The following is a 22,225-nucleotide window of genomic DNA, read 5'->3' as shown; positions in this document are numbered from 1 at the left end:
TAAGTTCAGTTTGCCTGATAATCATGGTAATTTGTTTCGCTGCTGCCTTTTGCAGGAACAGTGTCCTTTTCAACGATGGACTTGAGTCCCATAGCAAGACCTGCAAGACCCTGTATCTCACTTGGGATAATGATCTTTGTAGCCTTACCGTCAGCAGCCTTTGCGAAGGATTCAAGAGACTTGAGCTGGATAACTCTCTCATTAGGATTAGCCTGATTGAGTTTTACGATACTCTCGGCAAGAGCCTGCTGAACCATTTCGATAGCCTTTGATTCACCGGTAGCTTCAAGTATCTTCTGCTCTCTTACAGCGTCAGCCTTGAGGATCATAGCCTGCTTCTGAGCTTCTGCTTCGAGGATCTGAGACTCTTTCTTAGCCTGTGCACGGAGGATCTGAGATTCCTTTTCACCTTCTGCAACGAGGATCTGAGACTTCTTGTCACCTTCAGCCTGAAGGATCTTTTCACGACGCTCACGCTCAGCCTTCATCTGCTTTTCCATAGCGTCCTGGATCTCACGAGGAGGAAGGATATTCTTGAGCTCGACGCGGTTTACCTTGATACCCCAACGGTCAGTAGCCATATCGAGGATAGCAGTGATCTTTGAGTTGATTACGTCTCTTGAAGTAAGAGTAGCATCGAGTTCCATTTCACCGATGATGTTACGGAGTGTTGTAGCTGAAAGGTTCTCGATAGCTGCGAGAGGTCTTTCAACACCGTAGATGTATTGCTTAGCGTCAGTTACCTGATAGAATACAACAGTATCAATCTGCATGGTAACGTTATCTTTTGTGATAACAGGCTGCGGCTTGAAGTCAACGACTTTTTCCTTGAGTGAAACCTTACCTGCGATTCTGTCGATGAAAGGAACGAGAATGTGAAGACCTGTATCCCATTCAGCATGGAAAGAACCGAGACGCTCGATAACGAATACGTGAGCCTGAGGAACTATCCTGAATGATCTTACGATAACGAATAACAGGAATACAATTACTAACAAAACAATGATTTTGAATGGATCCATTTTTTAAGACCTCCAATAATAATAGTGAATTTAGTTTTTACTCTTCTGGTGCGACGAGTAGTCTTGCGCCCATAACTTGTTTTACGATAACGATCGTACCCTCAGGTATGATTTCGTTTTCGTTTTCAGGAACGGCACTCCAACTTACCCCATTTAAAGTGACTCGTCCTGTACCTTTATCGCTGTTTATAACTTCAATAACGGTTGCGTGCCTGCCTATGTCAAGATCGGCATTGGTAGCAACGAAGTCTTTTTTCTTTCTGCGATTTCGCAAGAACGGTACACTCAGCAGCAGGAAGACTGAAGAAGAAATAATAAATATTCCAAGCTGTTCAATGGCGTTAAGCTTATAGAAATAGCTGAACAGAAGAGTTACCATAGAACCCGCAGCGAACCAGATCGAAACGAGCTGAACGGTGATGACTTCGGCAACAACGAAAGCTACAACAGCACAAGCCCAAAACAGAACACCCATAACGAGACCCCCTTTCACAAAAAAATATTTGTAGTAATCCCTACAGGAAATATTATATCACAAAAGTGTGAACTTTTCAAGTATAAGTGCTGGTTTTTGAACAAATATTTTTGTTCGGAGAGTATTATTTTTACATCTTTTTAATCTCTGTAAATGCCATGATATAAGGAGCTATGCCCTTTGCATCATTTTCGGTTATCTTTTCACTAAGGTAGTATCCGGGTGAACCGTCACGTTCGTTTTCACCGCCGAGACCGCCGACGAGACAAATATTTCCGAGGACGGGTATCTCCGACTCTGTGTTAATGAATTTTTCGGTAATGGTGTTGAAGGCTTTTAGTCCGATTTGACGAATATCGTCTCCGCATACACCCAGCCTTGCAGCTTTCAGAGCAGCATAAGCCACAAGGAGAGTACCGCTTGTTTCGGGATAATTGCCTTCAAGCTCAGGCCTCAGCGGAAGCTGATACAGCATACCGTCATCGCGGCAGTATTTTGTTATATCGCCCAGCATTTCCGCAAGCTGTCTGCCTATGCGCTGATCCGCAAGTATCTCAAAAGTATCAGCCAGCGCGGCGCACAGCCAGCCGTTTGAGCGCAGCCAGAATTCCGGCGAAAGACCTGTGATCTTGTCAGCCCATATCATAGTTTTGGTGTCATCATAACCGTGATAGTAAAGACCTGTTTTCGGATCGCGGGATATTCGTTTGATGTCGCAGAGCTGTCTTTCCGCATCGTCAATAACACCGCGTAGATCGTGGAGCTTTCCGTATTCTGCCATAAAAGGCAGAGCCATGTAAGTTCCGTCAAGCCATATCTGATCGGGATATACAGCCTTATGCCAGAAGCTTCCGCAGCTGAGACGGGGCTGACGAAGCACCTGTTCGTTCCAGAGCTTCTCAAAGCCGAGACGGTAATGCTCAGCACCTGCGAGTTTCCAGAGGTTAATAAGATTTCTTCCGCCGTTGAGATTATCGAGATTGTAATCTGCGTAGTTTATTGTAGGGATATTGCCGTCCTTATTCACATAGGTATCCGTGAATTTTACGGAATAGCCGAGAAGTCTTTCATCTCCGCTGAGATCGTACAGCATAAGAAGAGCTGTTATCATGCAGTTGTCGATATAGTTCCATTTGGAAGCTTTACCATAAACGGAGCTTTCAACGTTCCAAAGCGGAGAAAGCGGCTCAGAGGTCAATATGAGGTTTTCGATATAGTTTTTTATGATAGTATCAGGTCTTGTCATCCCGAGAGTCCTCCTGCGGTGATACCGCTGATAAATTTTTTCTGCGCAAGAGCAAATACTGCAACAGAAGGTATAAGACCTATCACTGACATAGCGATTATTTTTTTCTGTTCATATCCCTGTCCCGTACTGTCAACGGATAGTCTCAGCGCAAGGGAGAGGGGATATTTTTCAACAGACTGGATCATTATGAGAGGTGAGAGGAAGTCGTTCATTGTCCAGAGAAATGTAAAGACTGCAATGGAAACAACAGCAGGTCTTATACAAGGCAATAGTACAAAGAACAGGGTTTTTAAAGTACCGCAGCCGTCCATGCGTGCAGCCTCATCGAACTCCATGGGCACTCTTTTCATGAACTGTATAAGTATGAATACAAACATACCTTCACAGGCGAAAAGAGAGGGGAGAGTAAGAGGTACATATGTATCAAGAAGACCGAGCTTGCTCCACATATAATACTGCGGCATTATAGTTACGATAGACGGCATCAGCATACCGCATATAAGGAGCGCGAAGAAGAATTTCTTCATCGGAAAATCAAATCTTGCAAAGCCGTAAGCCACAAGCACTGAGGAGAGCACGGCAAATACGGTCTTTGGTATGATTATCAGAAAAGTATTGATGAAATAGTGCCCCATAGTGTAGGGTGTAACGGTTTCCCATGCCTTTTTGTACACATCTGTGTCAAAGCTTTTCGGCATGAACCAGATAGTTGTGAATATCTCGTCATTTGATTTGAATGACGCACCGAACAGCCAGAGCAGTGGATACAGCATAATGATACTTATGACGGCAAGTATGAGATAAAGAAGGAATTTTCTCATAGTCAGTCCCTCCTCAGTCTGTCAGTAAACTTGTACATCAGCATAACGATAATGCCTATGATAACGAAAAGCAGCCACGAAACAGCATTTGCAGTTCCGTCGTCGCCGTATCTGAACATCTCATCATAAATGTACATACCTATAGTTCGGGTACTTCCCAGTGGGCCGCCGCCTGTTATCATATAAGGAGCGTTGAATTCCTGCATTGCGGCAATTATTTGCAGTACAAGGTTTATGAAGATGATATTTTTGATCTGTGGGAGAGTTATGTAGAAAAAAGCCTTTATCCTGCCGCAGCCGTCCACCTTTGCAGCATAGTACAGTTCTTTTGGGATATCGCGGAGAGCGGCAAGGAATATGACCATAGTCGAGCCGAATTCCCACACTCTCAGCAGAACTATTATAAACAGTGCGGCATTTGTATCGCCGTACCAGCCTACGGGAGCGATACCCAATACACCAAGCAGCTGATTTACCAGTCCGTCTGAGGTGAAAAGGTACTGCCACATTATTATGACCGCAAGGTTAGAGCCTAATATAGAAGGTATGTATAAGGCTGTACGGAATATTCCGATACCTTTCAGTTCGCAGTTGAGCAGCAGAGCCACAAGCAGCGATACGACCAGTTTAAGCGGCACAAGTACAGCTGTATATTTAAGAGTTACCATTGAAGACTGACGAAAATTCCTGTCAGACAGGATATTTTTGTAGTTCCCGAAACTCAGGCTACCGCTGTTATCGGTAAGTCCCACAACAAAGGAACATACAAAAGGATACAGGATAAAAAGCACCGCCCCAATAATGAACGGGAGTATCAATACAAGACCTGTGAATTTGCTTACGCCCACAGGGTTTCGGTAAATTCGGGATTTCATTTTCTTAGCTTCTCCAGATAATTATTCACTGAGTCAAACATCTGCTGTGCTGCACTGTCAATATCGGCAGTCCCGTAGGATACGGATTCTATAGCTTCGTTATAGAATTCCTTCATGCGCGAAAGCTCCATGTAAGGGCTTATTGTGACAGTATCGGCATTGCGGAGGATATCGTCGCTTTCCTTTGAGAGCCCTTTCAGCTCACCGCTGTTTTTCAAAGCGGCTTCTGCTTTGTGTGATGCAGGTATGCCGCGTGTAGTGCCAAGTATTTTCGCACATTCTTCGTCATTGAGCAGGAAATTGATGAAAGCAGCCGCTTCATCGGGATGTTCTGTGTTTTTAGATACAGCATACAGCAGCGACGGCTTTATCATCCAGCCGTCAGAGCAGCCTTTATCGTTACTGAGCAGAGGACCTGCCTCAAGAACCCCCTCAGCAAGTACCGATTCATATTTTCCAACTGCGCTGCCCCATTCGAGAACACCCGCAACTCTTCCGCCTATGAACTCAGGGGACTGATACAGAGCAGCATTTCCGTCCTCGTCAGTGCGTGTCCTTACAGTACGTATGACATGGCTTTCCTCCAGCTGCTTATAGAAGCTGAGGGCAGTTTTTATGTCCTCGACGGTAAAGCCGAGCCTGCCGTCAAGGGTAATGAACTGTCTGCCTGTCTGCTGCTGAACGTACACCACTGCCAGATACCATGCAGTACCTCCCGACTGTATATCGAGGTCAAGAGGATAAAGCCCGTCTGCACCAAAGCTGTTGCCGAGAGCAATAAGGTCATTCCATGTTTCGGGGTAATCAGCCCCCATTTTGCTGAAAACCTCGGAATTATAGAAAAGACTTCTTCCGCTTACCGATACCGTGACAGCATTGAGCTTTCCGCCGACTCTGCCGAATGAAAGCACCTCGTCATCGAACTGAGAAAGATCAAGCTGTGAACTCAGTTCATCAAGGTCGTAAAATCCGTTCCCGTCAGGGGACATAGTTATGAGCCAGTCGTAGTTTATCTGCATGATATCGGGTTCAGTGCCACCCTTTACTTGTGAAGTGACCTTTTCCGACCAGCCGTCCCAGCCTCCGTATTCGGGAGTTATGGTGATATCAGGGTGCTTCTTGTTCCAAAGTTCAATGGCTTTCAAAGTAGCTTCGTGTCTGTCGTCACCGCCCCACCATGAAAAGCGCAGGCTGCACTTATCAAGTGTCCCATCTGGCTTAGTGACTTTGTGTACTTTTTTTGCCGAGCAGGCAGAGAGTGACATTGCGCAGCATACAGCTGCGATCTTTAAAAATGTTTTTTTCATACTCTCAGATCCCGGATAAATGATATTACAGTAATTATACATCATTTACGCTTGAAAATCAATAGAAAAATAGTAAATTCAAACAAAATAAAAAGGACGGAGCATTATCCGTCCATGTAAATAAAAAAGCCCTTAGCCTTTAGCCGTTAGCTGTTAGCAATTGTGTCGCCTTCGGCGAATTATTTAAATAAAGTGAGCGTAAGCGAACTCTTTCGGCTAAGGGCTAATGGCTAAAGGCTGAGTTCCATTATTATATGCTGCTTTTTATCCGTTTGATAGCACTTTTTTCAAGCCGTGAGACCTGAGCCTGAGATATACCTATCTCACTTGCGACTTCCATCTGAGTTTTGCCGCGGAAAAATCTGAGATACAGGATATTCTTCTCGCGTTTCCCAAGATCTTTTATGGCATCGCGGATAGTAAGCTCGTCCATACAGCTTTCAACATCATTCAGGTCGCTTATCTGATCCATGATGTAGAGATTGTCCTCCGAGTCCGAGTAAACAGGCTCATACAGCGACACAGGATCACTTATACTTTCAAGAGCGATAACTACATCTGCTCGTTTGACACCTATTTCCTTTGATATCTCATCAATATTCGGCTCACGCTGGAGAGAATTCGTTAGTTTTTCCTTGGCTTGTATAGCCTTATAAGCCAGATCGCGCAGCGAACGGCTTATCTTGACATGGCTGCTGTCTCTGAGATAACGTCTGAGCTCACCGCTTATCATTGGAACGCAGTAGGTGGAAAAGCGCACTTCCTTTGTGAGATCGAAGTTGTTTATAGCCTTTATAAGTCCGATAACGCCTATCTGGAAAAGATCATCTATATCCTCGCCACGCCCAGTAAAGTGCTGTATAACGCTGAGAACAAGGCGCAGATTGCCTTTTATGAGCTTATCTTTTGCAGCCTTGCTGCCGCTGGCACGTATTTCTTTGAGAAGAGCTATCTTTTCATCTTCTTTCAGTACGGTAAGCTCCGAGGTATTTATCCCTGCGATAACGACTTTATTGTATGCCATTGAAAATATCCTCCGTAAAAGTGGTTACGAGAATATTATTGCCTTATTGCATTATTGTAATCACAGGTAAAAAATGGTATGAAAAAGGAGCAGCTTTTACTGCTCCTTCAAATAACTATATCGGGTATGCGGAACGGATACTTCTGATTAAATGATCTTATGCTTACAGCATTGAAATCAAAGACGGCATTTCTGTCGCTGAGTTTTTCCTTGCTTGGCATAGCGATCAGGAGATCGGCTATATCCTGAGCTATCCAGTAGTGCTGAGCTACGAGGATATCTCTCAGCAGTTTTATTGTAGTGACGACAAAAGCTGTAGCACAGTTTGGAACATTATCGTATATCCAGACTTTTTTCAGAAGCTTTGAAGATATTGCTGAAATGGCAGTAGCTTCTGACATACTGCCATTGATTATTCCGTATAAAGCTTCTGCGCAGCACAGACTGTCAGGGGTTTTGCTGTTGTCCTTGATAAATCGAGCAGTTTCTTTAATTAATACTATCATAGTTACTCCTTGACATATTCGATAAGCTTGCCGAGACATAGCTCAAAGCAGCTTCCGTACCATGTTTCCTCCATATGCGGGATAGTAGCTTCTATGCAGTCGAAGGTGTACTTTACAGCGATATCAAGGCATTGCTGTATATTTTTGCCGAGAGCGCAGGCACCCGAGAAAACGCTTGAAAAGATATCACCTGTACCGTGGAAGCGTGAGTTTATATTCTTGCCGAATGAGAAGTAGAATTTATCGTTTACTGAATCATAGGCAGCTGCGCCCTGTAGCTTGTCATCAAAGTGTACTCCCGTAATGATAGGAGTCTTGCAGCCAAGCTCCGAGAGCTTTACGAGAACATCTTTTATATAGTCCTCATCGTATTCCTCGGTATAGGGGATATCGAGGAGAAAAGCCACCTCTGTCATATTAGGGAGAATGAAATCAGCCTTTGAGCATAGTCTGCGCATTTCTGCAACGAAAGAGGGCGTAAATCCTGCATACAGCTTACCTGCGTCACCGAGAACGGGGTCAACAATGATATAGTTGTTGTCAGTGCCGAAGTCGTCAAAGAAGTCCGATACTATCTGCACCTGTTCCTGTGAGCCGAGATAGCCTGTGTATACTGCATCGAACTTTAAGTCCATGCTTTTCCAGTGAGCAGCTATAGCAGGGATATCGCTTGTAAGGTCGCGGAAGGTATAGTTCTTGAACCCCTCACCTGTATGAGTAGACAGCACAGCCGTAGGTATAACGGCAGTCTCTATACCCATAGCAGAAATTATAGGCAGAGCCACTGTCAGGGAGCATTTTCCGAAGCAGGAAATGTCCTGTATAGAAACGATCTTTTTCATGTTCATCATTCTTTCAGTATGTATTCATCAATTTTTGATTATACCCCAAATAAATGCCTTTGTCAATATGTGGAAAAGAAAAAGCTGCCGTTTTCACAGCAGCTTTCTAATGTTTTACTCTACGAACCACGGCTTTTCAGAGTTGAGTGCCATTACAAGGTCAAATTCGGTCTTATAATCGCCGTTTGGATTTATAGTATTAAATATTTCCGTACTAAGAGACATATCGGCATTATGCAGGAAAGCACTTATAAGCGGTCTGCCGTAGCCCGGCATCAGGGTCAGATATACGACATTTCCTTTTGATACTCTGTAGGTATCTCCGTTTATGACTCTGAATTTCATAACATCGCTTTTATTTGAGATAAATGTCCTGTTGAGGTACGGACTGAAGTCCGAAGGAGCAAGATCCTCTCCCTTTTCATTATGCAGACGTACAACATCATCAAGGGTTATAGTACCTGCTGTGGGAGCTGCCATTATCGCCTCAGTCAATGTCCAGTCATTTACCAATTCGAGAACTTGCTGATACTGTGTTACGCGGATATCAACGCTGTTGTGACCGACATTGTCCACAATACTGCATGCAGCGATACTGCCGTCATAGTTGGCAGATATATTCAGATACCAGTTGTCACGGTCGGAAATTTTAAATTTCATATGCGAGTTGTCATAATAATTTGAATAAGAACAGTATTTTCGGAAATCCTCTATTTTCAGATAATTACTGTTTTTCGCTATATTCAATACCTCTTCGATTGTAAAAACACCTGCATATTCGGGCTTTTCTACAGTTGGCTGCTTAGTTACAGCCTTTTCTGTGTACAGTTCCTCCGTTTTTGCTGTATTTCCGTAGATATCACCGTCGGTACAGGTGATGTGGGATATGTTACTGAACTCTGGGCTTATCATAACTATGTCGTTTCTGTTTCCGCCGACCCAGTATTCAATGTAGCTGACTCCGCTTCCACCGTTGATATCACAGTATAGCTGAACATTTCTGATTTTTTTGTATATTTCATCGAAGTTGGAACTTTCAGCAATGAACTGCTTTACCTGCGCAAGTGTGACTCGAGGCGAATCTGCGCTTATCTCGCCGCTGAGTATAGCTCTTTCACGCACCATTAAACAAGCCCAGTGCTTGTCTTCCCATTCCTCTATCTCTGCAAGAGACATATTTTTGGCATTTACAGTCGTAGTACCGCTTGTTTTCGCAGCAGTTATAGTCTTTGCGGGAGATTTTGTGGTGCGCTTAGTTGAAGCATTTGCCTTTGTGGTATTGGTCTTTGCTGCACCTGTAGTTTTGGAGTTTCCTGCCATTTTTACCGTAATATCTGCTTTTGTGCTTGTTGTCTGCACCTTTTTCGTACCCGTATCCTTTGAATTATCATCATCTGCGAGCGTAGTTTCGGTCTCAGTTCCTGCTACCGTAGTAGCAGTAGCCACAACCACTGGCTCTTCCACATATGGCTTAGGCGAAGGAGCATTCATTTTAAGCAGTCCGAACACTGCGCCGCCTACTACGAACATACAGGCTGCAACTATAAGGAAAGGATGAAGTACAGGGGAGCGGCTGACACGCTCTGCAACGAATGTCTCGGTGTTTTCGGGTGACAGGTTCATTTTCTCAAGACTTTTCGCGTAAATGCGCTGTGCTGTCTTTTTATCAGCGGCAGTATAGTTGTCGGCTATGTTTTCAATAGTTTTATCGCCTGCACTGTGCAGGATATCAGAGATATTCTTTTTCATAGTTTTACCTCCTTTACAAAGTTATATCCAGGTCCACAAGAAGAGCTTTCAGCTTTTTCAGAGCACGTCTCAGCCTGCTTCTCACGGTTATTGGGTTCATTCCGAGAATTTTTGCGGTCTCGGAGGAATTATGTTCATAGAAAAACTTATGTATTATAATAGAAGCATCAGGCTCACCGAGGGAGCTTATCCGTTCGAGGAGTATCTCCGACAGCTCGGCATCCTCCGTTTGAGCTTCTATATTGTCAGCGGAGGTGAGAGATGAACTGATATCATCTTCCAGTGGGATATTTTTTGAAGTATGTGAACTGAGTGTGCGTTTAACATCGATTGCCCGTCTTTTTGCAGATGTTCCAATATAAGCCTTCAGCGAGCCCTCGTACATGGAGTTGCAATTCATAGCCACATCACTGAGAACGTCCGAAGTGCAGTCCTCGATGTCGCTCTGAGAGCCAATGCCGCGCAGAACGCTGAAAACAATAGTGTAGCAGTAGCTCCAGTATTCGTCAAACAGAGCCTTGAAGCCTTCTTCAGCTGACTGCCTGAGCTTCGCTTTTATCTCATTATCGGTCATATATCCCACCTCCTTACATGAAAGCATTTTGCCGTATACGTTTGCTTTCATTATACACATACGGAAGGTGAATGTAAAGTGGTGCACTGAAAAATGATTTTTATAAAATTATTGATAAGCGGAATATGCAATAAAATAAAGGAAATTAATATTTTGGTAAAAATTTACTTTTAATGTTGCTTTATTAATAAATTTGTGTTATAATTGTAGAAAAACTCAATAAGGAGTGAGATTATGAAAGAAATACTCAACGAGACTCTGACGGGGGAAAGAGCTCTATTTCAGGACAATGAACTCAGAATAAGCGGAACTGTCTTTGATGACGGCGAAGCTCCACTCAAACACACCAGGTATATTGAACTTTCCGACTGCACATTCAAGTCCAAATATTATCTCTGGTACAGTAATTTCATAAAGCTGAAGGATTGCAGGATCGATGAAAGCAGCAGTGAGGGAATGTGGTATACCTCCGATGTGAAAATTTCCGATACTGTGATAGATGCTCCCAAGACTTTCCGCCGCTCCAAGGGCATAAGCCTGCGCAATGTCCAGTTCACCAACAGCAGCGAGACATTATGGAAATGCAACAATATCCGTATGTACAATGTCAAGGTAAAGGGTGACTATCTGGGTATGGACTGCGACGGTATGGAGGTGTCGGGACTTGAGCTTGACGGCGACCACTGCTTTGACGGCGCAAGGAATATAACTGTCCGTAATTCCGTGATAAACTCAAGGGATGCATTCTGGAACACCGAGAATGTTATAATTTACGATTCTAACATAAAGGGAGATTATTTCGGCTGGAATTCGAGGAATATCGTTCTTGTGAACTGTATCGTCGAGAGCCATCAGGGAATGTGCTATATTGAAAATCTCAGCATGAGGAACTGCAAGATGCCGAATACCGACCTTGCATTTGAGTATTCAACGGTAAATGCAGATATCAGAGGACACATAGACAGTATCAAAAATCCTACCTGCGGCATAATACAGGCATCTTCCGTAGGTGAGATGATACTTGAAAAGGACAAGGTCGACATCACAAGAACAAAGATAATCTGTGCCGAAAAAAACTGAATGATCGGTCACGATGAACGTAAAAAAAGCCTCGGCACAATAAATGCGCCGAGGCTCTGCTATACATTGATTTATTCCTGTATATATGTTACAATTACTTAGAGATAAGAGCAAGTGTATCTCTTGCGATAAGGAGCTCTTCGTTTGTAGGAACGATCCATACTTCGATCTTTGAATCAGGTGTGGAGATCTTTGTGAGCTTGCCGCGGATAGTGCGGTTGAGAGCCTCATCGATCTTGATTCCGAAGTAGTCCATGTTCTGGCATACAGCTTCTCTTACTTCCCATGAGTTCTCACCGATACCGCCTGTGAAGAGGATAGCGTCAACGCCGTTCATAGCAGCAGCGTAAGCACCGATGTACTTCTGGATCTCGTATGTGAGCATATCGGAAACGAGCTGAGCTTTCTGGTTGCCGTTGTTAGCAGCTTCCTGGATGTCACGGTTATCTGAGCCAACGCCTGAAACACCGAGGAATCCTGACTTCTTGTTCATATATTCGCTCATCTGTGAAGGTGTAAAGCCGTGCTTGTCAGCAACAAATGTTACAGCAGAAGGATCAACAGAACCTGTTCTTGTACCCATAACAACACCGTCAAGAGGAGTAAATCCCATAGAAGTATCAACAGACTTGCCTGCGTTTACAGCAGTGATAGAAGAACCGTTGCCAAGGTGGCATGAAACGATCTTGAGATCCTTAACGTCCTTGCCCATAGCGTCAGCAAGAGCCTTAGATACGAAACGGTGTGATGTGCCGTGGAAGCCGTACTTTCTTACGTGGAGCTTCTCATAATCATCATAGGGGAGACCGAACATATAAGCCTTAGGAGGCATTGTCTGGTGGAATGCAGTATCGAATACAACGACCTGAGGAACGTTTGCAGGGATAACGCTCTTGCAGGCTCTGAGAGCGAGTGCGTGTGCGTGGTTGTGAACAGGAGCAAGCTCGCGGAGCTCGTCGATCTTGTCGATAACTTCATCTGTAACGAGAACAGACTTGTCGAAAACGTCAGCACCCTGTACTATTCTGTGACCAACAGCAGAGATAGCGTCCATGCTGTCGATAACCTTTGCATCGCCCTTTGTGAGGCAGTCAACAAGCTTCATGAAAGCTTCTGTATGTGTAGGGAATGAACAGTCCTCATCGAGAACTCTGCCGTCAGCAGTCTTGTGATTGATATGTCCGTCAATTCCGATACGGTCGCAGTTACCCTTTGCGATAACACTCTCATCGCTCATGTCGATGAGCTGATACTTCAGGGAAGAGCTTCCTGCATTAACAACTAAGATGATCATATTATGTAAATTCCTTTCAAAATATATTTTGCATATATTATTATATACTATTTTTTGAAAATTGCAAGTCCTTTTTTCAAATTTACCGTTGTAAAAAGGACGAAATGCTTGCAAAAGCGCGTTATTTGGTACTGCAAAATGCCGAAAACCCCACAACATTGAATAAATATTCTGTAAAGTTGATTGAAAATTGATGAAAAACATTGAAATTTATGAAAAGAGGTAGTAAAATGAAAGTCAGCGGTATAATATGCGAGTATAATCCGTTCCATAACGGACATCTTTACCACATACAAAAGACACGCGAAAACGGAGCTACACATATCGTGGCGGTTATGAGCGGAAACTTTGTACAGCGGGGAGATACAGCTGTCATCGACAAGCTTGAAAGAGCGCGTCTTGCAGTCCGCTGCGGAGCAGACCTTGTGATAGAGCTTCCCGTACAGTACAGTCTTGCATCAGCTGAGGGCTTTGCAGCAGGAGCTGTATATCTTCTCGATGCTCTCGGAGCAGTCGATGAATTGTCATTCGGCAGCGAATGCGGCGATGTATCGAAGCTTCTTGAAGCAATGGATACTGTAAATACCATAGCGGTATCACATTCCGACGAGATAAGGAGCATAATGGAAAAGGGCTATACCTACCCTCGTGCGCTGAGCTCGGTGGTGAACGGCATAGACGGAGAGGCTGCTTCCATAATATCCGAGCCCAATAACCTTCTGGCAATTGAATATCTCAGGGCACTGAAAAAGCTTGACAGCAGTATAAAGCCGTTTACAGTGAAGCGCGAAAATGCGGCGCATGACGGAAAAACTGCGGAAAACGGCTTTGCAAGTGCTTCTTATCTGAGAGAACGGATACAGAAGAGGACGAATATCTCGGAATACACCACTTCCGAGTGGGCAGCTGCCATAACAGCGGCAATGTCAAAGGGAGAGATAGCTTCCATGAGCAGGCTCGAAAGGGTCATATTATACAAGCTGCGGAGCAGTACAACAGATGAGATAGCGCACATATACGATGTAGGACAGGGGCTTGAACATCGTATATACGGCGCAAGAATGGCAGGCTCACTTGATGAGCTGCTGTTTACCGTAAAGACGAAACGATACACAATGGCAAGGATAAGACGAATAATCCTTGCATTACTGATAGGGATAACCAAAGAGGATATGAGAAAGCTTCCGCCATACGGCAGGATACTTGCTTTCAACGAGCGCGGCAGGGAGATACTTGCCCGTGCAAAGGGTTCGACAAAGATACCATTTGCATCGTCCATAGCAAAGTTATCACAGCTTGGGGAAACTGCCGAAAGGTTTGCGGAACTTGAGATCAGGGCGTCTGATATATACGGTCTTGCTCTTGAGACTGTTACTTCTGCGCAGAAGGACTACAGGGCGAAAATTATGATAGATATGGAGTAAGTAATATGAACGGTGGCTTTCCGATGATAGTTGCTGTATGTGCAGCAGCTTCAATTGCGCTTACATCATGCGGCAGTACAACAGAGTATGTACAGGATAATTCATCAGACTTTTCAAAAAAAGCTGAGTCTGTAACTGAGACAGAAGATACTTACAGTTATAAAGACGAACAGGTATTCACTGTTGATATAAGCATAAAGGAAGGCGAACCGTTTCCGAATAAATTTGAGATACCTGATTACAAGGCACTTATGCAAAATCCCGAACTTCCCACAGGCTGTGAAGTAACTTCGCTTTGCGGACTGTTGAATTATCTCGGCTTTGACATAGACAAGGTGACACTTGCCGATGAGTTCATGCCAATGGACAACATCGGCGTATCAACAATGATGCACGCATATATCGGTGATCCTAAATCGGAAGAGGGCTTTGGCTGCGGCGCACCTGTAATAGTACAGACAGCCGATGATTATTTTGAGTCCATACTTTCACCGTGCTATGCTGTGAATATGACAGGACGCTCTTTAAAGGAGCTGCTTTATCAGGTGGCACAGGGCAGACCTGTTATAGTGTGGAGCACTATCGACCTTATGGTAATGCCGACAGAGTATTTCTGGGACACTAATGACGGTGAGGAAATGTGGTTCAATGGCTTACAGCACTGTATGGTGATCTACGGATATGATCTTGATGAAAGAACGCTTTCCGTAGCCGATCCGCTTGCAGGAAACGTAAAGTATGCAATGGAAGCTTTTAACGACACATACCAGCTTATGGGGAATCAGGCTGTACTCATATGCGGAAACTCAGAGACAAAAGGCAAATTCGTTGTGCGCGAAAGAGAAAAGTCACCGATACTCAGCCGTAATGCGGCTCAGCGAAAAGCTGAGGAGGAAGAGGCTGCAAGGATAAAGGCAGAAGAGGAAGCAAGACGCAAGGCTGAGGAAGAAGCTAAGCGTATTGCCGAGGCAGGTCCTGCAACTGAACCTGCCCCCGAAGAAGCTGAACCACAGCCTGATGTAGAAATACCTGCCGAGGAGGAACAGGAATAATTGATAAAAGGCGTTATATTTGACCTTGACGGAACACTGCTTGATTCAATGACTGTATGGAGCAGTATCGACAGGGAATTCCTTGATGAGAATGGCGTGAAAGACATTCCGCCCGATATATCGGATATAGTCAAGAAGATGACGGTTGACGAGTCATCTCAGTATTTCATAGACCGCTTCGGACTGAGCTGTACAAAGGAATATGTCATACACCGCATCGAAGAAATGGTGCGGGACAGGTACGAAAACAAGATACCGCTGAAACCTCACGCAGCCGAAGTTATGGACTTCCTTGACAGTCACGGCATACTCTACGGCGTAGCAACAGCCACATATAAAGGGCTTGCCGAAGCCGCACTCAGACGCTGCGGAGTATATGACAGGATAGGTTTTCTGCTGACTGACAGGGAATACCCACAGGGCAAGAATTTCCCCGATATTTTCCTCGGAGCAGCAGAAATGATGGGAACACAGCCTTGCGATACGCTTGTTGTCGAGGATTCTCTCCACTGCATAGAGACTGCCAAAGCCGCAGGCTTTGTAACAGTGGGAGTATACGATCCTGTTTCCGAAGCTGACAGTAAAGATATAATGAAAATATGCGATCACTACGTAAGATCGCTTGATGAGATAATAAATATAATTTAGGGGCGGACTTGGTTCGTCCCATGCTGTTTTAAAAGGAGCATACAGATGAAGAAAGTAATGGTTGGCATGAGCGGCGGAGTTGACAGCTCCGTAGCTGCAATGCTGCTCAGAGATAAAGGATACGATGTTATGGGAGTAACCCTCAAACTCTTCTCGGACGAGGATATCTCCGAGGCTAAAAAAGAGGGCAAGACCTGCTGCGCACTTTCCGATGTGGAGGATGCAAGGAGCGTAGCCATAAGGATTGGATTTGAGCATCTTGTGTTCAATTTCAGAGAGGTTTTCCGCGAGCACGTTATGCAGCAGTTTGCAGACAGCTACCTCAGCGGACGTACACCAAATCCATGTATCGAATGCAACCGCCACGTAAAGTTCGACAAGATGATGCGCAGAGCTCTGGAGCTGGATTATGACTATATAGCCACAGGACACTATGCTGTAAATGAATATGACGAGAGCCGCGGACGCTGGCTGCTGAAACGCCCAAAAGATCGCAGCAAGGATCAGACCTACGTCCTTTATGCACTTACTCAGGAGCAGCTGTCACATACGCTTTTTCCACTGGGAGAGCTTGAAAAAACACAGGTCAGAGAGCTTGCAGAGTCCGCAGGACTTGTAAACTCAAACAAGCCTGACAGTCAGGATATATGCTTTGTACCAGACGGCGACTATGCCTCGTTTATAAAGCGTTTTACAGGCTGTGAAACGCCATGCGGCAGCTTTATAGACACAGACGGCAAGGTCCTCGGAGAGCACAAGGGCATCATAAACTATACTATCGGACAGCGCAAGGGACTTGGCATCGCCCTCGGACATCCTGCATATGTTGTCCGCAAGGATATGGATGCAAACACAGTAACACTCGGACTTGAAAGCGATCTTTACACAAAGAGCCTTATAGCTGACGATTTCAACCTTATCTCCGTAGAAAATCTTGAAGCACCCATGCGTGTAACAGCTAAGACACGTTACAGCCAGAAGGAACAGCCTGCTGTAGTTACATATCTCGGAAATGGTGAGTATATGGTGGAATTTGACGAGCCGCAAAGAGCTGTAACGAGCGGTCAGGCTGTGGTACTGTACGATGGAGATATAGTAGTAGGCGGAGGTACTATAAAATGAGAGATACGGTACTTCTTGTAGTAGATGTACAGAAGCTCATAACAGTTGATACGCTGTATAACTTTACAGTTTTCAGAGACAGCCTCCAAAAACTCATATCCGAGTCAAGGAAGAACAATGTCGAAGTGATATACGTCCGCCACGACGACGGAGCAGGCAAGCCACTTTCAAAGGGGAAAGATGGTTATGATGTAGCCGATGATTTTGCACCGAAAGCAGGCGAGAAGTTATTCGACAAGACTGTAAACAGTCCCTTTCGTGACAGCGGACTCCTTGAGTATCTGCGTTCAAAGGGCGTAAAGAAGCTCATAGTAACAGGCTTGCAGACTGATTACTGCATAGATGCTACAGTGAAGTGCGGATTTGAGCACGGCTTTGAGGTAATAGTTCCCGAAAACTGCAACACCACGTTCAGCAATAATCATATGACAGGTGAGCAGACCTACCGCTACTACAACGAATTCATGTGGAAGAACAGGTATGCAAAATGCGTAAAAATGGCGGAAGTCCTTGAAATGATAAGCAATAGCGATGATATGCCAAAATTCAGCAATGTGAATGAGACACATATCAGAAAGGCTACAGAAGAAGACGCTTCGAGAATTGCGGAGATACTTGTGTTTGCAAAACGAATGAAGTATCGCTCGATATTTAATGACGACGCATATTCATTTGGAGAATTACAGGTACTTCCTGTTGCAAAAAACTACATTGAAAATGGTTTTCTCAACAATATGTTCCTGTATGATGACGGGATCATAAAAGGGCTTATCCGCATAGAGAAAGAAGAGATACTCGAATTATATGTTGATCATTTCTTTCAGGGGCAGGGAATAGGCTCGGAATTGATCGAATATGCCAAAGAAAACTATTCAGTCAATTTTCTTTGGAAAATAGAAAAGAATATTGATGCTATACGCTTCTATGAAGCACATGGTTTTCAACTTACAGATATAAGGAAATACGAAGAAGGAACTACTGAATATCTTGTGATGATGAAAAGATAAAAAGGAAAAATATGGAATACAAATACGAAAAACTCACCGATAAAATTTACGTCTGCGCCAGCAGCGACCACCGCTTCGGTACGGACGCCTTTCTGCTGGCGGACTTCTCACAGTACCGCGCAAAGGACAAAGCCTGTGATCTCGGTACAGGCTGCGGCATAATACCGCTTATTATGCAGAAGAAGCTTCCTCCACAGATAACATATGCAGTTGATATACAGGAGGGAGCTATCGAACAGCTTTGCCTCGGACTCGAAAAAAGCGAGACTAAAGGCATAGTACCCATATGTGCGGACTTAAAGGAACTATGGGAGGGCGCACCTCTCGGACAGCTTGATCTCGTTACCTGCAATCCGCCCTATAAGGTGAACAATGCAGGCTTTCAGAGCGTTATAACTGCTCAGAAAATAGCCCGCCATGAGATACTATGCACCATTGATGACGTATGTGCGACAGCACAGAAGCTGTTGAAATTCGGCGGCAGACTTTGTGTCTGCAATCGTCCCGAGAGGCTGAGCGATGTTATATATGCAATGAAGTGCCATGACATAGAGCCCAAAAGGCTTCGCTTTGTATCAAAGAACGCAGAAGAAGCTCCGTGGCTTTTTCTAATAGAGGGCAAGAAAGGCTCGAAGCCGTTTATGAAAGTTGAGCCTCAGCTCTACATACGAAGCGAAAACGGCTTTACGGAAGAGCTGCAAAAAATATACGACACAGGAAAGGAGCAGGCATGAGCGGAACATTTTACGTAATAGGCACACCTATAGGCAACCTTGAAGACATTACTCTCAGGCAGCTTGATACACTTGAAAAAGTGGATTTTTTATGCGCAGAGGATACAAGAGTAACACTAAAGCTCCTGAACCGTTTTGAGATAAAGAAGCAGCTCGTCAGCTTTCACGAGCACAGCTCCAAAGCCGATGCACAGCATATTATCGACAGACTGCTTGCAGGAGAGAGCTGCGGTATAGTCACAGACGCAGGAATGCCCTGTATCTCCGATCCGGGAGAGGTGCTTGTGAAGATGTGTGCTGACAGCGGCATAGACATAAAGGTAGTACCCGGACCAAGTGCGGTAGTATCGGCAGTAGCCGTTTCGGGACTTAGTACAAGAAGATTTACCTTTGAAGGATTTCTTCCTGTTCCGAAAAAGGAGAGAGCCGAGAGACTTGAAAAGCTCCGCGGTGAGACTGCGGTCATGGTATTTTACGAAGCTCCTCACAAATTAAAGACAACACTTTCTGACCTTGCGGAGTTTTTCGGTGGTGAACGCAGGATATCGCTTTGCAGGGAGCTTACAAAGATACACGAGGAAGTTCTTAGGCTGACGCTCGCCGAGGCTGTTACTTATTATAATGAAAATGAGCCTCGCGGCGAGTATGTACTTGTACTTGAAGGAGCACAGGAGAACAGCGGCGGCGAGCTTACCATAGAAGAAGCTATGGAGCAGGTGAGAAAGCTCATAGATATGGGCGAAAAGCCAACAGATGCCTGCAAGGCAGTTGCAAAGGAAACAGGCTTCCGAAAGAGCGAACTTTACGCATTACTTTAGTAGGAATACTTTATTGCGATAGTGCAAAAAAGTGATAAGAATGTGAAAATTAGGCTAAAATACTTGAAATTTGCATAGTATTGTGATATAATTATTAGCGTTATTATTACTGTTAGAGTTTTTTGTAACCATGTTATAAAAAAAGAGCCTTATCAATACAAAATATAAAAAATATTCTGCCGCAGAAATACGGCGAAAGAAGGTTATGTATGATTTGCGATCTGCACTGTCACACGACTCTTTCCGACGGTTCGCTTGGCATAGAAGATGTAATTGCGCAGGCGAAACGCATGAATATCGATTGGCTTTCGATAACCGACCACGATACTATGGCTTCCTTTTCAAGAGCTGATGTATTGGGCGAGCGTGCCGGGATAAAGATACTCCACGGCGTTGAGCTATCGGCATGGGATAAGGAAAGAAACAGCAAGGTACATATATTGTGCTATGCACCCTCAAAGCCAAACAGACTTGAAGGCCTTTGCATGAAATCCTGTGAGATCAGAAAGGAATGTTCAAGAGAAATGATCGAAAAGGTCATGGAGAAATTCCCTATAACGCAGGAGAGCATTTTAAAGCGTACCACTGCTTCCAAAAGCATATTCAAACAGCATATAATGCGTGCCCTTATAGATTACGGCTACGCACTGGAATTCTACGGCGATCTTGACAGAGAGCTGTTCAATCCTGAGGTGGGCTCATGCTACGTAGAGCGTGAGTACCCTGACGTAAATTTTGTAATAGACCTGATTCATACAGCTAAGGGCGTTGCTGTAATGGCTCACCCTGCACAGTACAACAATATCGAGCTTCTTGAAGAGCTTGCCAAGAAAGGCAAGATAGACGGCGTAGAGGTAGGACATTTCTCAGCTGACAAGAAGACACGCAAGACGCTTTCGGCTATTGCTAAAAAGTACGATCTTATTGAAACAGGCGGTTCTGACTTCCACGGACTATATAATAAAGTACCGACACATCTTGGAAGTGAGACTACAACAAAGGAAAATCTTGACAGGATCCTGAAGCTTGCCGCAAGCATGAAGTAAGCGACAGTTCAGAAGAGGTGATCCTATGGAAATAAAAGTGATACCTGCACTTCTGTGCTTTGGACTTTTTCTGATATTTGTCCTGCCTTTGGGCTTTGGGATAATCAATCTCGGAAACTGTGCGGGCATGGGCATCTGTGGGATGCTGACGCTGATATTCATATTCTGGGGCAGATTCGGCACGTTCATAGGAAGGTGCTGGGAAAAGCCTTTTGGAAAAGTTATTCTTTGTTTAATAGGTGCTTTTGCGGTCATAGGTGTTATTCTTGCCGTCGTCATAAGTGTACTTATGATACGTGCTTCCGATGATCCGCCAAAGGACGAGAATACAACAGTAGTAGTTCTCGGCTGCAAGGTAAAGGATGGCGCACCCAGTCTTATGCTGAGGCGCAGGCTTGACGCAGCTTATGATTATCTTTCACAGCACGAAAGCGTATGTGCGGTCGTTTCAGGCGGCAAAGGCGATGACGAAGTTATCAGCGAAGCTCAGTGCATGAAGGAATGGCTCATAGAAAAGGGGATCGCTCCCGAAAGGATATATATGGAGGACAGATCTGTTAATACAGAGGAAAATCTTCGCTTTTCGAGGGAGATAATATCCGCAGAGGGACTTCCAGACAAGATCACACTTATAACAGACAGCTACCACCAGCTTCGTGCAGAGATGATAGCTGAAAAGCAGGACATCAAAGCGTATAACATCTCAGGCTATACATCATGGTATCTTGTGCCCACATACTGGGTACGTGAATGGTTTGGCGTTGTTTATTATAAATTATTCGGATAGAGGACAATAGTATGTGAAATGGGTAATAAAGCATATTACTGACGGAATGTATGAAGTATCTCTGAGATTTTTGTGTACCGTGCGGAGTATGCAAGACGTTTCAACACGCGAAAGGTCGCTGAGGCATATATAGTGTCCTCAGGTTTCGATAAAAAGAAAGTCAAAGCTGAATTATTGGAAATAAACAATGCCATAACATATAAGGCAAAAATCTATTTATAATGTAAAGGAATGGTTATTTTGAAGATCGGATTTTCAACTCTGGCTTGTCCCGAATGGTCGTGGACAGACATCTACTCAATGGCAAAGGATTTCAAATTTGACGGAATTGAGATCAGAGGACTCGGCAACGAGATTTTTTCTGTAAAGGCTCAGCCTTTCACAGAAGCACAGCTACCAAATACCATTTCTAAGCTAAAATCACTGGGACTAGAGATACCATGTCTTTCATCAGGTGCCTGCCTTAAATTCAAGGATAAGTATCAGGCAGCTGAGGACGAGATAAAGGCATATGCACAGCTTGCACAGAAGCTCAATGCATCTTATATCAGAATACTGGCAGATCTTGATCCGGCTCCTGTTGATGAGATAGACGATGATTATATCGTTGAGGCACTCCAGAAGCTGGTACCTATCGCTGAGGAGTACAATGTTACACTTCTCGTAGAGACAAACGGCGTATATTCAGACACAGCACGTCTTGCAGCAGTACTTGACAGAGTAAAGAGCCGCAAGGTGGCTGCACTCTGGGATATGCACCACCCATATC

The 22,225-nt window shown here is 44.4% G+C and carries 23 protein-coding genes and 1 pseudogene; 12 read left to right on the top strand and 12 right to left on the bottom strand.

The window, feature by feature from the left end; translation table 11 throughout:
- Window positions 1-5 precede the first annotated feature (5 nt).
- From QZZ41_RS12955 to QZZ41_RS12905, 11 genes are all read right to left on the bottom strand, one after another.
- Window positions 6-1,022 (bottom strand): SPFH domain-containing protein, encoded by a 1,017-nt coding sequence (locus QZZ41_RS12955; RefSeq protein ID WP_295072918.1) that lies wholly within the window; start codon window positions 1,020-1,022, stop codon window positions 6-8.
- Window positions 1,023-1,059: 37 nt separating this feature from the next.
- Window positions 1,060-1,497, bottom strand: a complete 438-nt coding sequence (locus tag QZZ41_RS12950; protein ID WP_295072915.1) for an NfeD family protein — start codon at window positions 1,495-1,497, stop codon at window positions 1,060-1,062.
- 130 nt (window positions 1,498-1,627) lie between these two features.
- A complete protein-coding gene (locus QZZ41_RS12945; RefSeq protein ID WP_295066520.1) occupies window positions 1,628-2,743 on the bottom strand; it encodes a glycoside hydrolase family 88 protein in 1,116 nt (371 codons plus the stop codon).
- On the bottom strand, window positions 2,740-3,567 hold the full coding sequence (locus QZZ41_RS12940) for a carbohydrate ABC transporter permease (RefSeq protein ID WP_295066518.1): 828 nt from the start codon (window positions 3,565-3,567) through the stop codon (window positions 2,740-2,742). Before QZZ41_RS12940 ends, QZZ41_RS12945 begins: the two co-directional genes overlap by 4 nt.
- 2 nt (window positions 3,568-3,569) lie before the next feature.
- On the bottom strand, window positions 3,570-4,442 hold the full coding sequence (locus QZZ41_RS12935; protein ID WP_295072912.1) for a carbohydrate ABC transporter permease: 873 nt from the start codon (window positions 4,440-4,442) through the stop codon (window positions 3,570-3,572).
- Window positions 4,439-5,749 (bottom strand): ABC transporter substrate-binding protein, encoded by a 1,311-nt coding sequence (locus QZZ41_RS12930; protein WP_295072910.1) that lies wholly within the window; start codon window positions 5,747-5,749, stop codon window positions 4,439-4,441. The genes QZZ41_RS12935 and QZZ41_RS12930 overlap by 4 nt, the downstream gene beginning before the upstream one ends.
- Window positions 5,750-5,999: 250 nt before the next feature.
- A complete protein-coding gene (locus tag QZZ41_RS12925; RefSeq protein WP_295072907.1) occupies window positions 6,000-6,773 on the bottom strand; it encodes a SigB/SigF/SigG family RNA polymerase sigma factor in 774 nt (257 codons plus the stop codon).
- A gap of 107 nt (window positions 6,774-6,880) precedes the next feature.
- Entirely contained in the window at window positions 6,881-7,279 is a 399-nt protein-coding gene (locus QZZ41_RS12920) for a hypothetical protein (RefSeq protein ID WP_295072904.1), read from the bottom strand.
- Between the two features lie 2 nt (window positions 7,280-7,281).
- On the bottom strand, window positions 7,282-8,121 hold the full coding sequence (locus tag QZZ41_RS12915; protein WP_295072902.1) for a pyridoxamine kinase: 840 nt from the start codon (window positions 8,119-8,121) through the stop codon (window positions 7,282-7,284).
- Window positions 8,122-8,235: 114 nt separating this feature from the next.
- Complete coding sequence (locus QZZ41_RS12910) at window positions 8,236-9,870, bottom strand: hypothetical protein (protein WP_295072900.1); 1,635 nt, start codon at window positions 9,868-9,870, stop codon at window positions 8,236-8,238.
- A gap of 13 nt (window positions 9,871-9,883) precedes the next feature.
- Window positions 9,884-10,444 (bottom strand): sigma-70 family RNA polymerase sigma factor, encoded by a 561-nt coding sequence (locus QZZ41_RS12905; protein WP_295072898.1) that lies wholly within the window; start codon window positions 10,442-10,444, stop codon window positions 9,884-9,886.
- Window positions 10,445-10,678: 234 nt separating this feature from the next.
- On the opposite strand from QZZ41_RS12905, the gene QZZ41_RS12900 reads away from it, so the two are divergent.
- A complete protein-coding gene (locus tag QZZ41_RS12900) occupies window positions 10,679-11,524 on the top strand; it encodes a DUF3737 family protein (RefSeq protein WP_295072895.1) in 846 nt (281 codons plus the stop codon).
- Window positions 11,525-11,618: 94 nt separating this feature from the next.
- Here the strand turns inward: QZZ41_RS12900 and QZZ41_RS12895 are convergent, their stop codons facing one another.
- Window positions 11,619-12,818, bottom strand: coding sequence for an acetate/propionate family kinase (locus QZZ41_RS12895; RefSeq protein ID WP_295072892.1), 1,200 nt, complete (start codon window positions 12,816-12,818; stop codon window positions 11,619-11,621).
- Between the two features lie 230 nt (window positions 12,819-13,048).
- Here QZZ41_RS12895 and QZZ41_RS12890 point away from each other — a divergent pair, with 230 nt between their 5' ends.
- The 11 genes and pseudogenes from QZZ41_RS12890 to QZZ41_RS12840 all read left to right on the top strand — a co-directional run.
- On the top strand, window positions 13,049-14,242 hold the full coding sequence (locus tag QZZ41_RS12890; protein WP_295072889.1) for a nucleotidyltransferase: 1,194 nt from the start codon (window positions 13,049-13,051) through the stop codon (window positions 14,240-14,242).
- A 5-nt stretch (window positions 14,243-14,247) separates the two neighbouring features.
- A complete protein-coding gene (locus QZZ41_RS12885) occupies window positions 14,248-15,294 on the top strand; it encodes a C39 family peptidase (protein WP_295072886.1) in 1,047 nt (348 codons plus the stop codon).
- Window positions 15,295-15,942 carry an HAD family phosphatase gene (locus QZZ41_RS12880; protein WP_295072883.1) on the top strand — a complete coding sequence of 216 codons (648 nt, stop codon included), beginning with the start codon at window positions 15,295-15,297 and terminating at the stop codon, window positions 15,940-15,942.
- Window positions 15,943-15,981: 39 nt separating this feature from the next.
- On the top strand, window positions 15,982-17,064 hold the full coding sequence (gene mnmA / locus QZZ41_RS12875; protein WP_295073030.1) for a tRNA 2-thiouridine(34) synthase MnmA: 1,083 nt from the start codon (window positions 15,982-15,984) through the stop codon (window positions 17,062-17,064).
- A pseudogene (locus QZZ41_RS12870) lies at window positions 17,061-17,585 on the top strand (cysteine hydrolase family protein); the annotation flags it as partial. The gene mnmA and the pseudogene QZZ41_RS12870, both read left to right, overlap by 4 nt.
- Entirely contained in the window at window positions 17,562-18,071 is a 510-nt protein-coding gene (locus QZZ41_RS12865; protein ID WP_367267479.1) for an N-acetyltransferase family protein, read from the top strand. The pseudogene QZZ41_RS12870 and the gene QZZ41_RS12865, both read left to right, overlap by 24 nt.
- An 11-nt stretch (window positions 18,072-18,082) precedes the next feature.
- Window positions 18,083-18,805, top strand: coding sequence for a methyltransferase (locus tag QZZ41_RS12860; RefSeq protein ID WP_295072881.1), 723 nt, complete (start codon window positions 18,083-18,085; stop codon window positions 18,803-18,805).
- Entirely contained in the window at window positions 18,802-19,623 is an 822-nt protein-coding gene (gene rsmI / locus QZZ41_RS12855; RefSeq protein ID WP_295072878.1) for a 16S rRNA (cytidine(1402)-2'-O)-methyltransferase, read from the top strand. The genes QZZ41_RS12860 and rsmI overlap by 4 nt, the downstream gene beginning before the upstream one ends.
- Before the next feature lie 209 nt (window positions 19,624-19,832).
- Window positions 19,833-20,669 carry a PHP domain-containing protein gene (locus QZZ41_RS12850; protein ID WP_074718626.1) on the top strand — a complete coding sequence of 279 codons (837 nt, stop codon included), beginning with the start codon at window positions 19,833-19,835 and terminating at the stop codon, window positions 20,667-20,669.
- Window positions 20,670-20,694: 25 nt separating this feature from the next.
- Window positions 20,695-21,456, top strand: coding sequence for a YdcF family protein (locus QZZ41_RS12845; protein ID WP_295072873.1), 762 nt, complete (start codon window positions 20,695-20,697; stop codon window positions 21,454-21,456).
- Between the two features lie 240 nt (window positions 21,457-21,696).
- The coding region (locus QZZ41_RS12840; protein WP_295072871.1) for a TIM barrel protein at window positions 21,697-22,225 on the top strand (529 nt) is incomplete at its 3' end.

It is taken from the genome of Ruminococcus sp. (assembly GCF_016283395.1).
Note: the sequence above shows the minus strand (reverse complement) of the source record. Positions and strands in the feature narration are given on the sequence as shown.

What these genes read in the sequence shown, in the direction of transcription:
- QZZ41_RS12955 (WP_295072918.1), bottom strand. Translation starts at nt 1,022, where the DNA reads ATGGATCCATTCAAAATCATTGTTTTGTTAGTAATTGTATTCCTGTTA.
- QZZ41_RS12950 (WP_295072915.1), bottom strand. Translation starts at nt 1,497, where the DNA reads ATGGGTGTTCTGTTTTGGGCTTGTGCTGTTGTAGCTTTCGTTGTTGCC.
- QZZ41_RS12945 (WP_295066520.1), bottom strand. Translation starts at nt 2,743, where the DNA reads ATGACAAGACCTGATACTATCATAAAAAACTATATCGAAAACCTCATA.
- QZZ41_RS12940 (WP_295066518.1), bottom strand. Translation starts at nt 3,567, where the DNA reads ATGAGAAAATTCCTTCTTTATCTCATACTTGCCGTCATAAGTATCATT.
- QZZ41_RS12935 (WP_295072912.1), bottom strand. Translation starts at nt 4,442, where the DNA reads ATGAAATCCCGAATTTACCGAAACCCTGTGGGCGTAAGCAAATTCACA.
- QZZ41_RS12930 (WP_295072910.1), bottom strand. Translation starts at nt 5,749, where the DNA reads ATGAAAAAAACATTTTTAAAGATCGCAGCTGTATGCTGCGCAATGTCA.
- QZZ41_RS12925 (WP_295072907.1), bottom strand. Translation starts at nt 6,773, where the DNA reads ATGGCATACAATAAAGTCGTTATCGCAGGGATAAATACCTCGGAGCTT.
- QZZ41_RS12920 (WP_295072904.1), bottom strand. Translation starts at nt 7,279, where the DNA reads ATGATAGTATTAATTAAAGAAACTGCTCGATTTATCAAGGACAACAGC.
- QZZ41_RS12915 (WP_295072902.1), bottom strand. Translation starts at nt 8,121, where the DNA reads ATGAAAAAGATCGTTTCTATACAGGACATTTCCTGCTTCGGAAAATGC.
- QZZ41_RS12910 (WP_295072900.1), bottom strand. Translation starts at nt 9,870, where the DNA reads ATGAAAAAGAATATCTCTGATATCCTGCACAGTGCAGGCGATAAAACT.
- QZZ41_RS12905 (WP_295072898.1), bottom strand. Translation starts at nt 10,444, where the DNA reads ATGACCGATAATGAGATAAAAGCGAAGCTCAGGCAGTCAGCTGAAGAA.
- QZZ41_RS12900 (WP_295072895.1), top strand. Translation starts at nt 10,679, where the DNA reads ATGAAAGAAATACTCAACGAGACTCTGACGGGGGAAAGAGCTCTATTT.
- QZZ41_RS12895 (WP_295072892.1), bottom strand. Translation starts at nt 12,818, where the DNA reads ATGATCATCTTAGTTGTTAATGCAGGAAGCTCTTCCCTGAAGTATCAG.
- QZZ41_RS12890 (WP_295072889.1), top strand. Translation starts at nt 13,049, where the DNA reads ATGAAAGTCAGCGGTATAATATGCGAGTATAATCCGTTCCATAACGGA.
- QZZ41_RS12885 (WP_295072886.1), top strand. Translation starts at nt 14,248, where the DNA reads ATGAACGGTGGCTTTCCGATGATAGTTGCTGTATGTGCAGCAGCTTCA.
- QZZ41_RS12865 (WP_367267479.1), top strand. Translation starts at nt 17,562, where the DNA reads ATGGCGGAAGTCCTTGAAATGATAAGCAATAGCGATGATATGCCAAAA.
- QZZ41_RS12860 (WP_295072881.1), top strand. Translation starts at nt 18,083, where the DNA reads ATGGAATACAAATACGAAAAACTCACCGATAAAATTTACGTCTGCGCC.
- rsmI (WP_295072878.1), top strand. Translation starts at nt 18,802, where the DNA reads ATGAGCGGAACATTTTACGTAATAGGCACACCTATAGGCAACCTTGAA.
- QZZ41_RS12850 (WP_074718626.1), top strand. Translation starts at nt 19,833, where the DNA reads ATGATTTGCGATCTGCACTGTCACACGACTCTTTCCGACGGTTCGCTT.
- QZZ41_RS12845 (WP_295072873.1), top strand. Translation starts at nt 20,695, where the DNA reads ATGGAAATAAAAGTGATACCTGCACTTCTGTGCTTTGGACTTTTTCTG.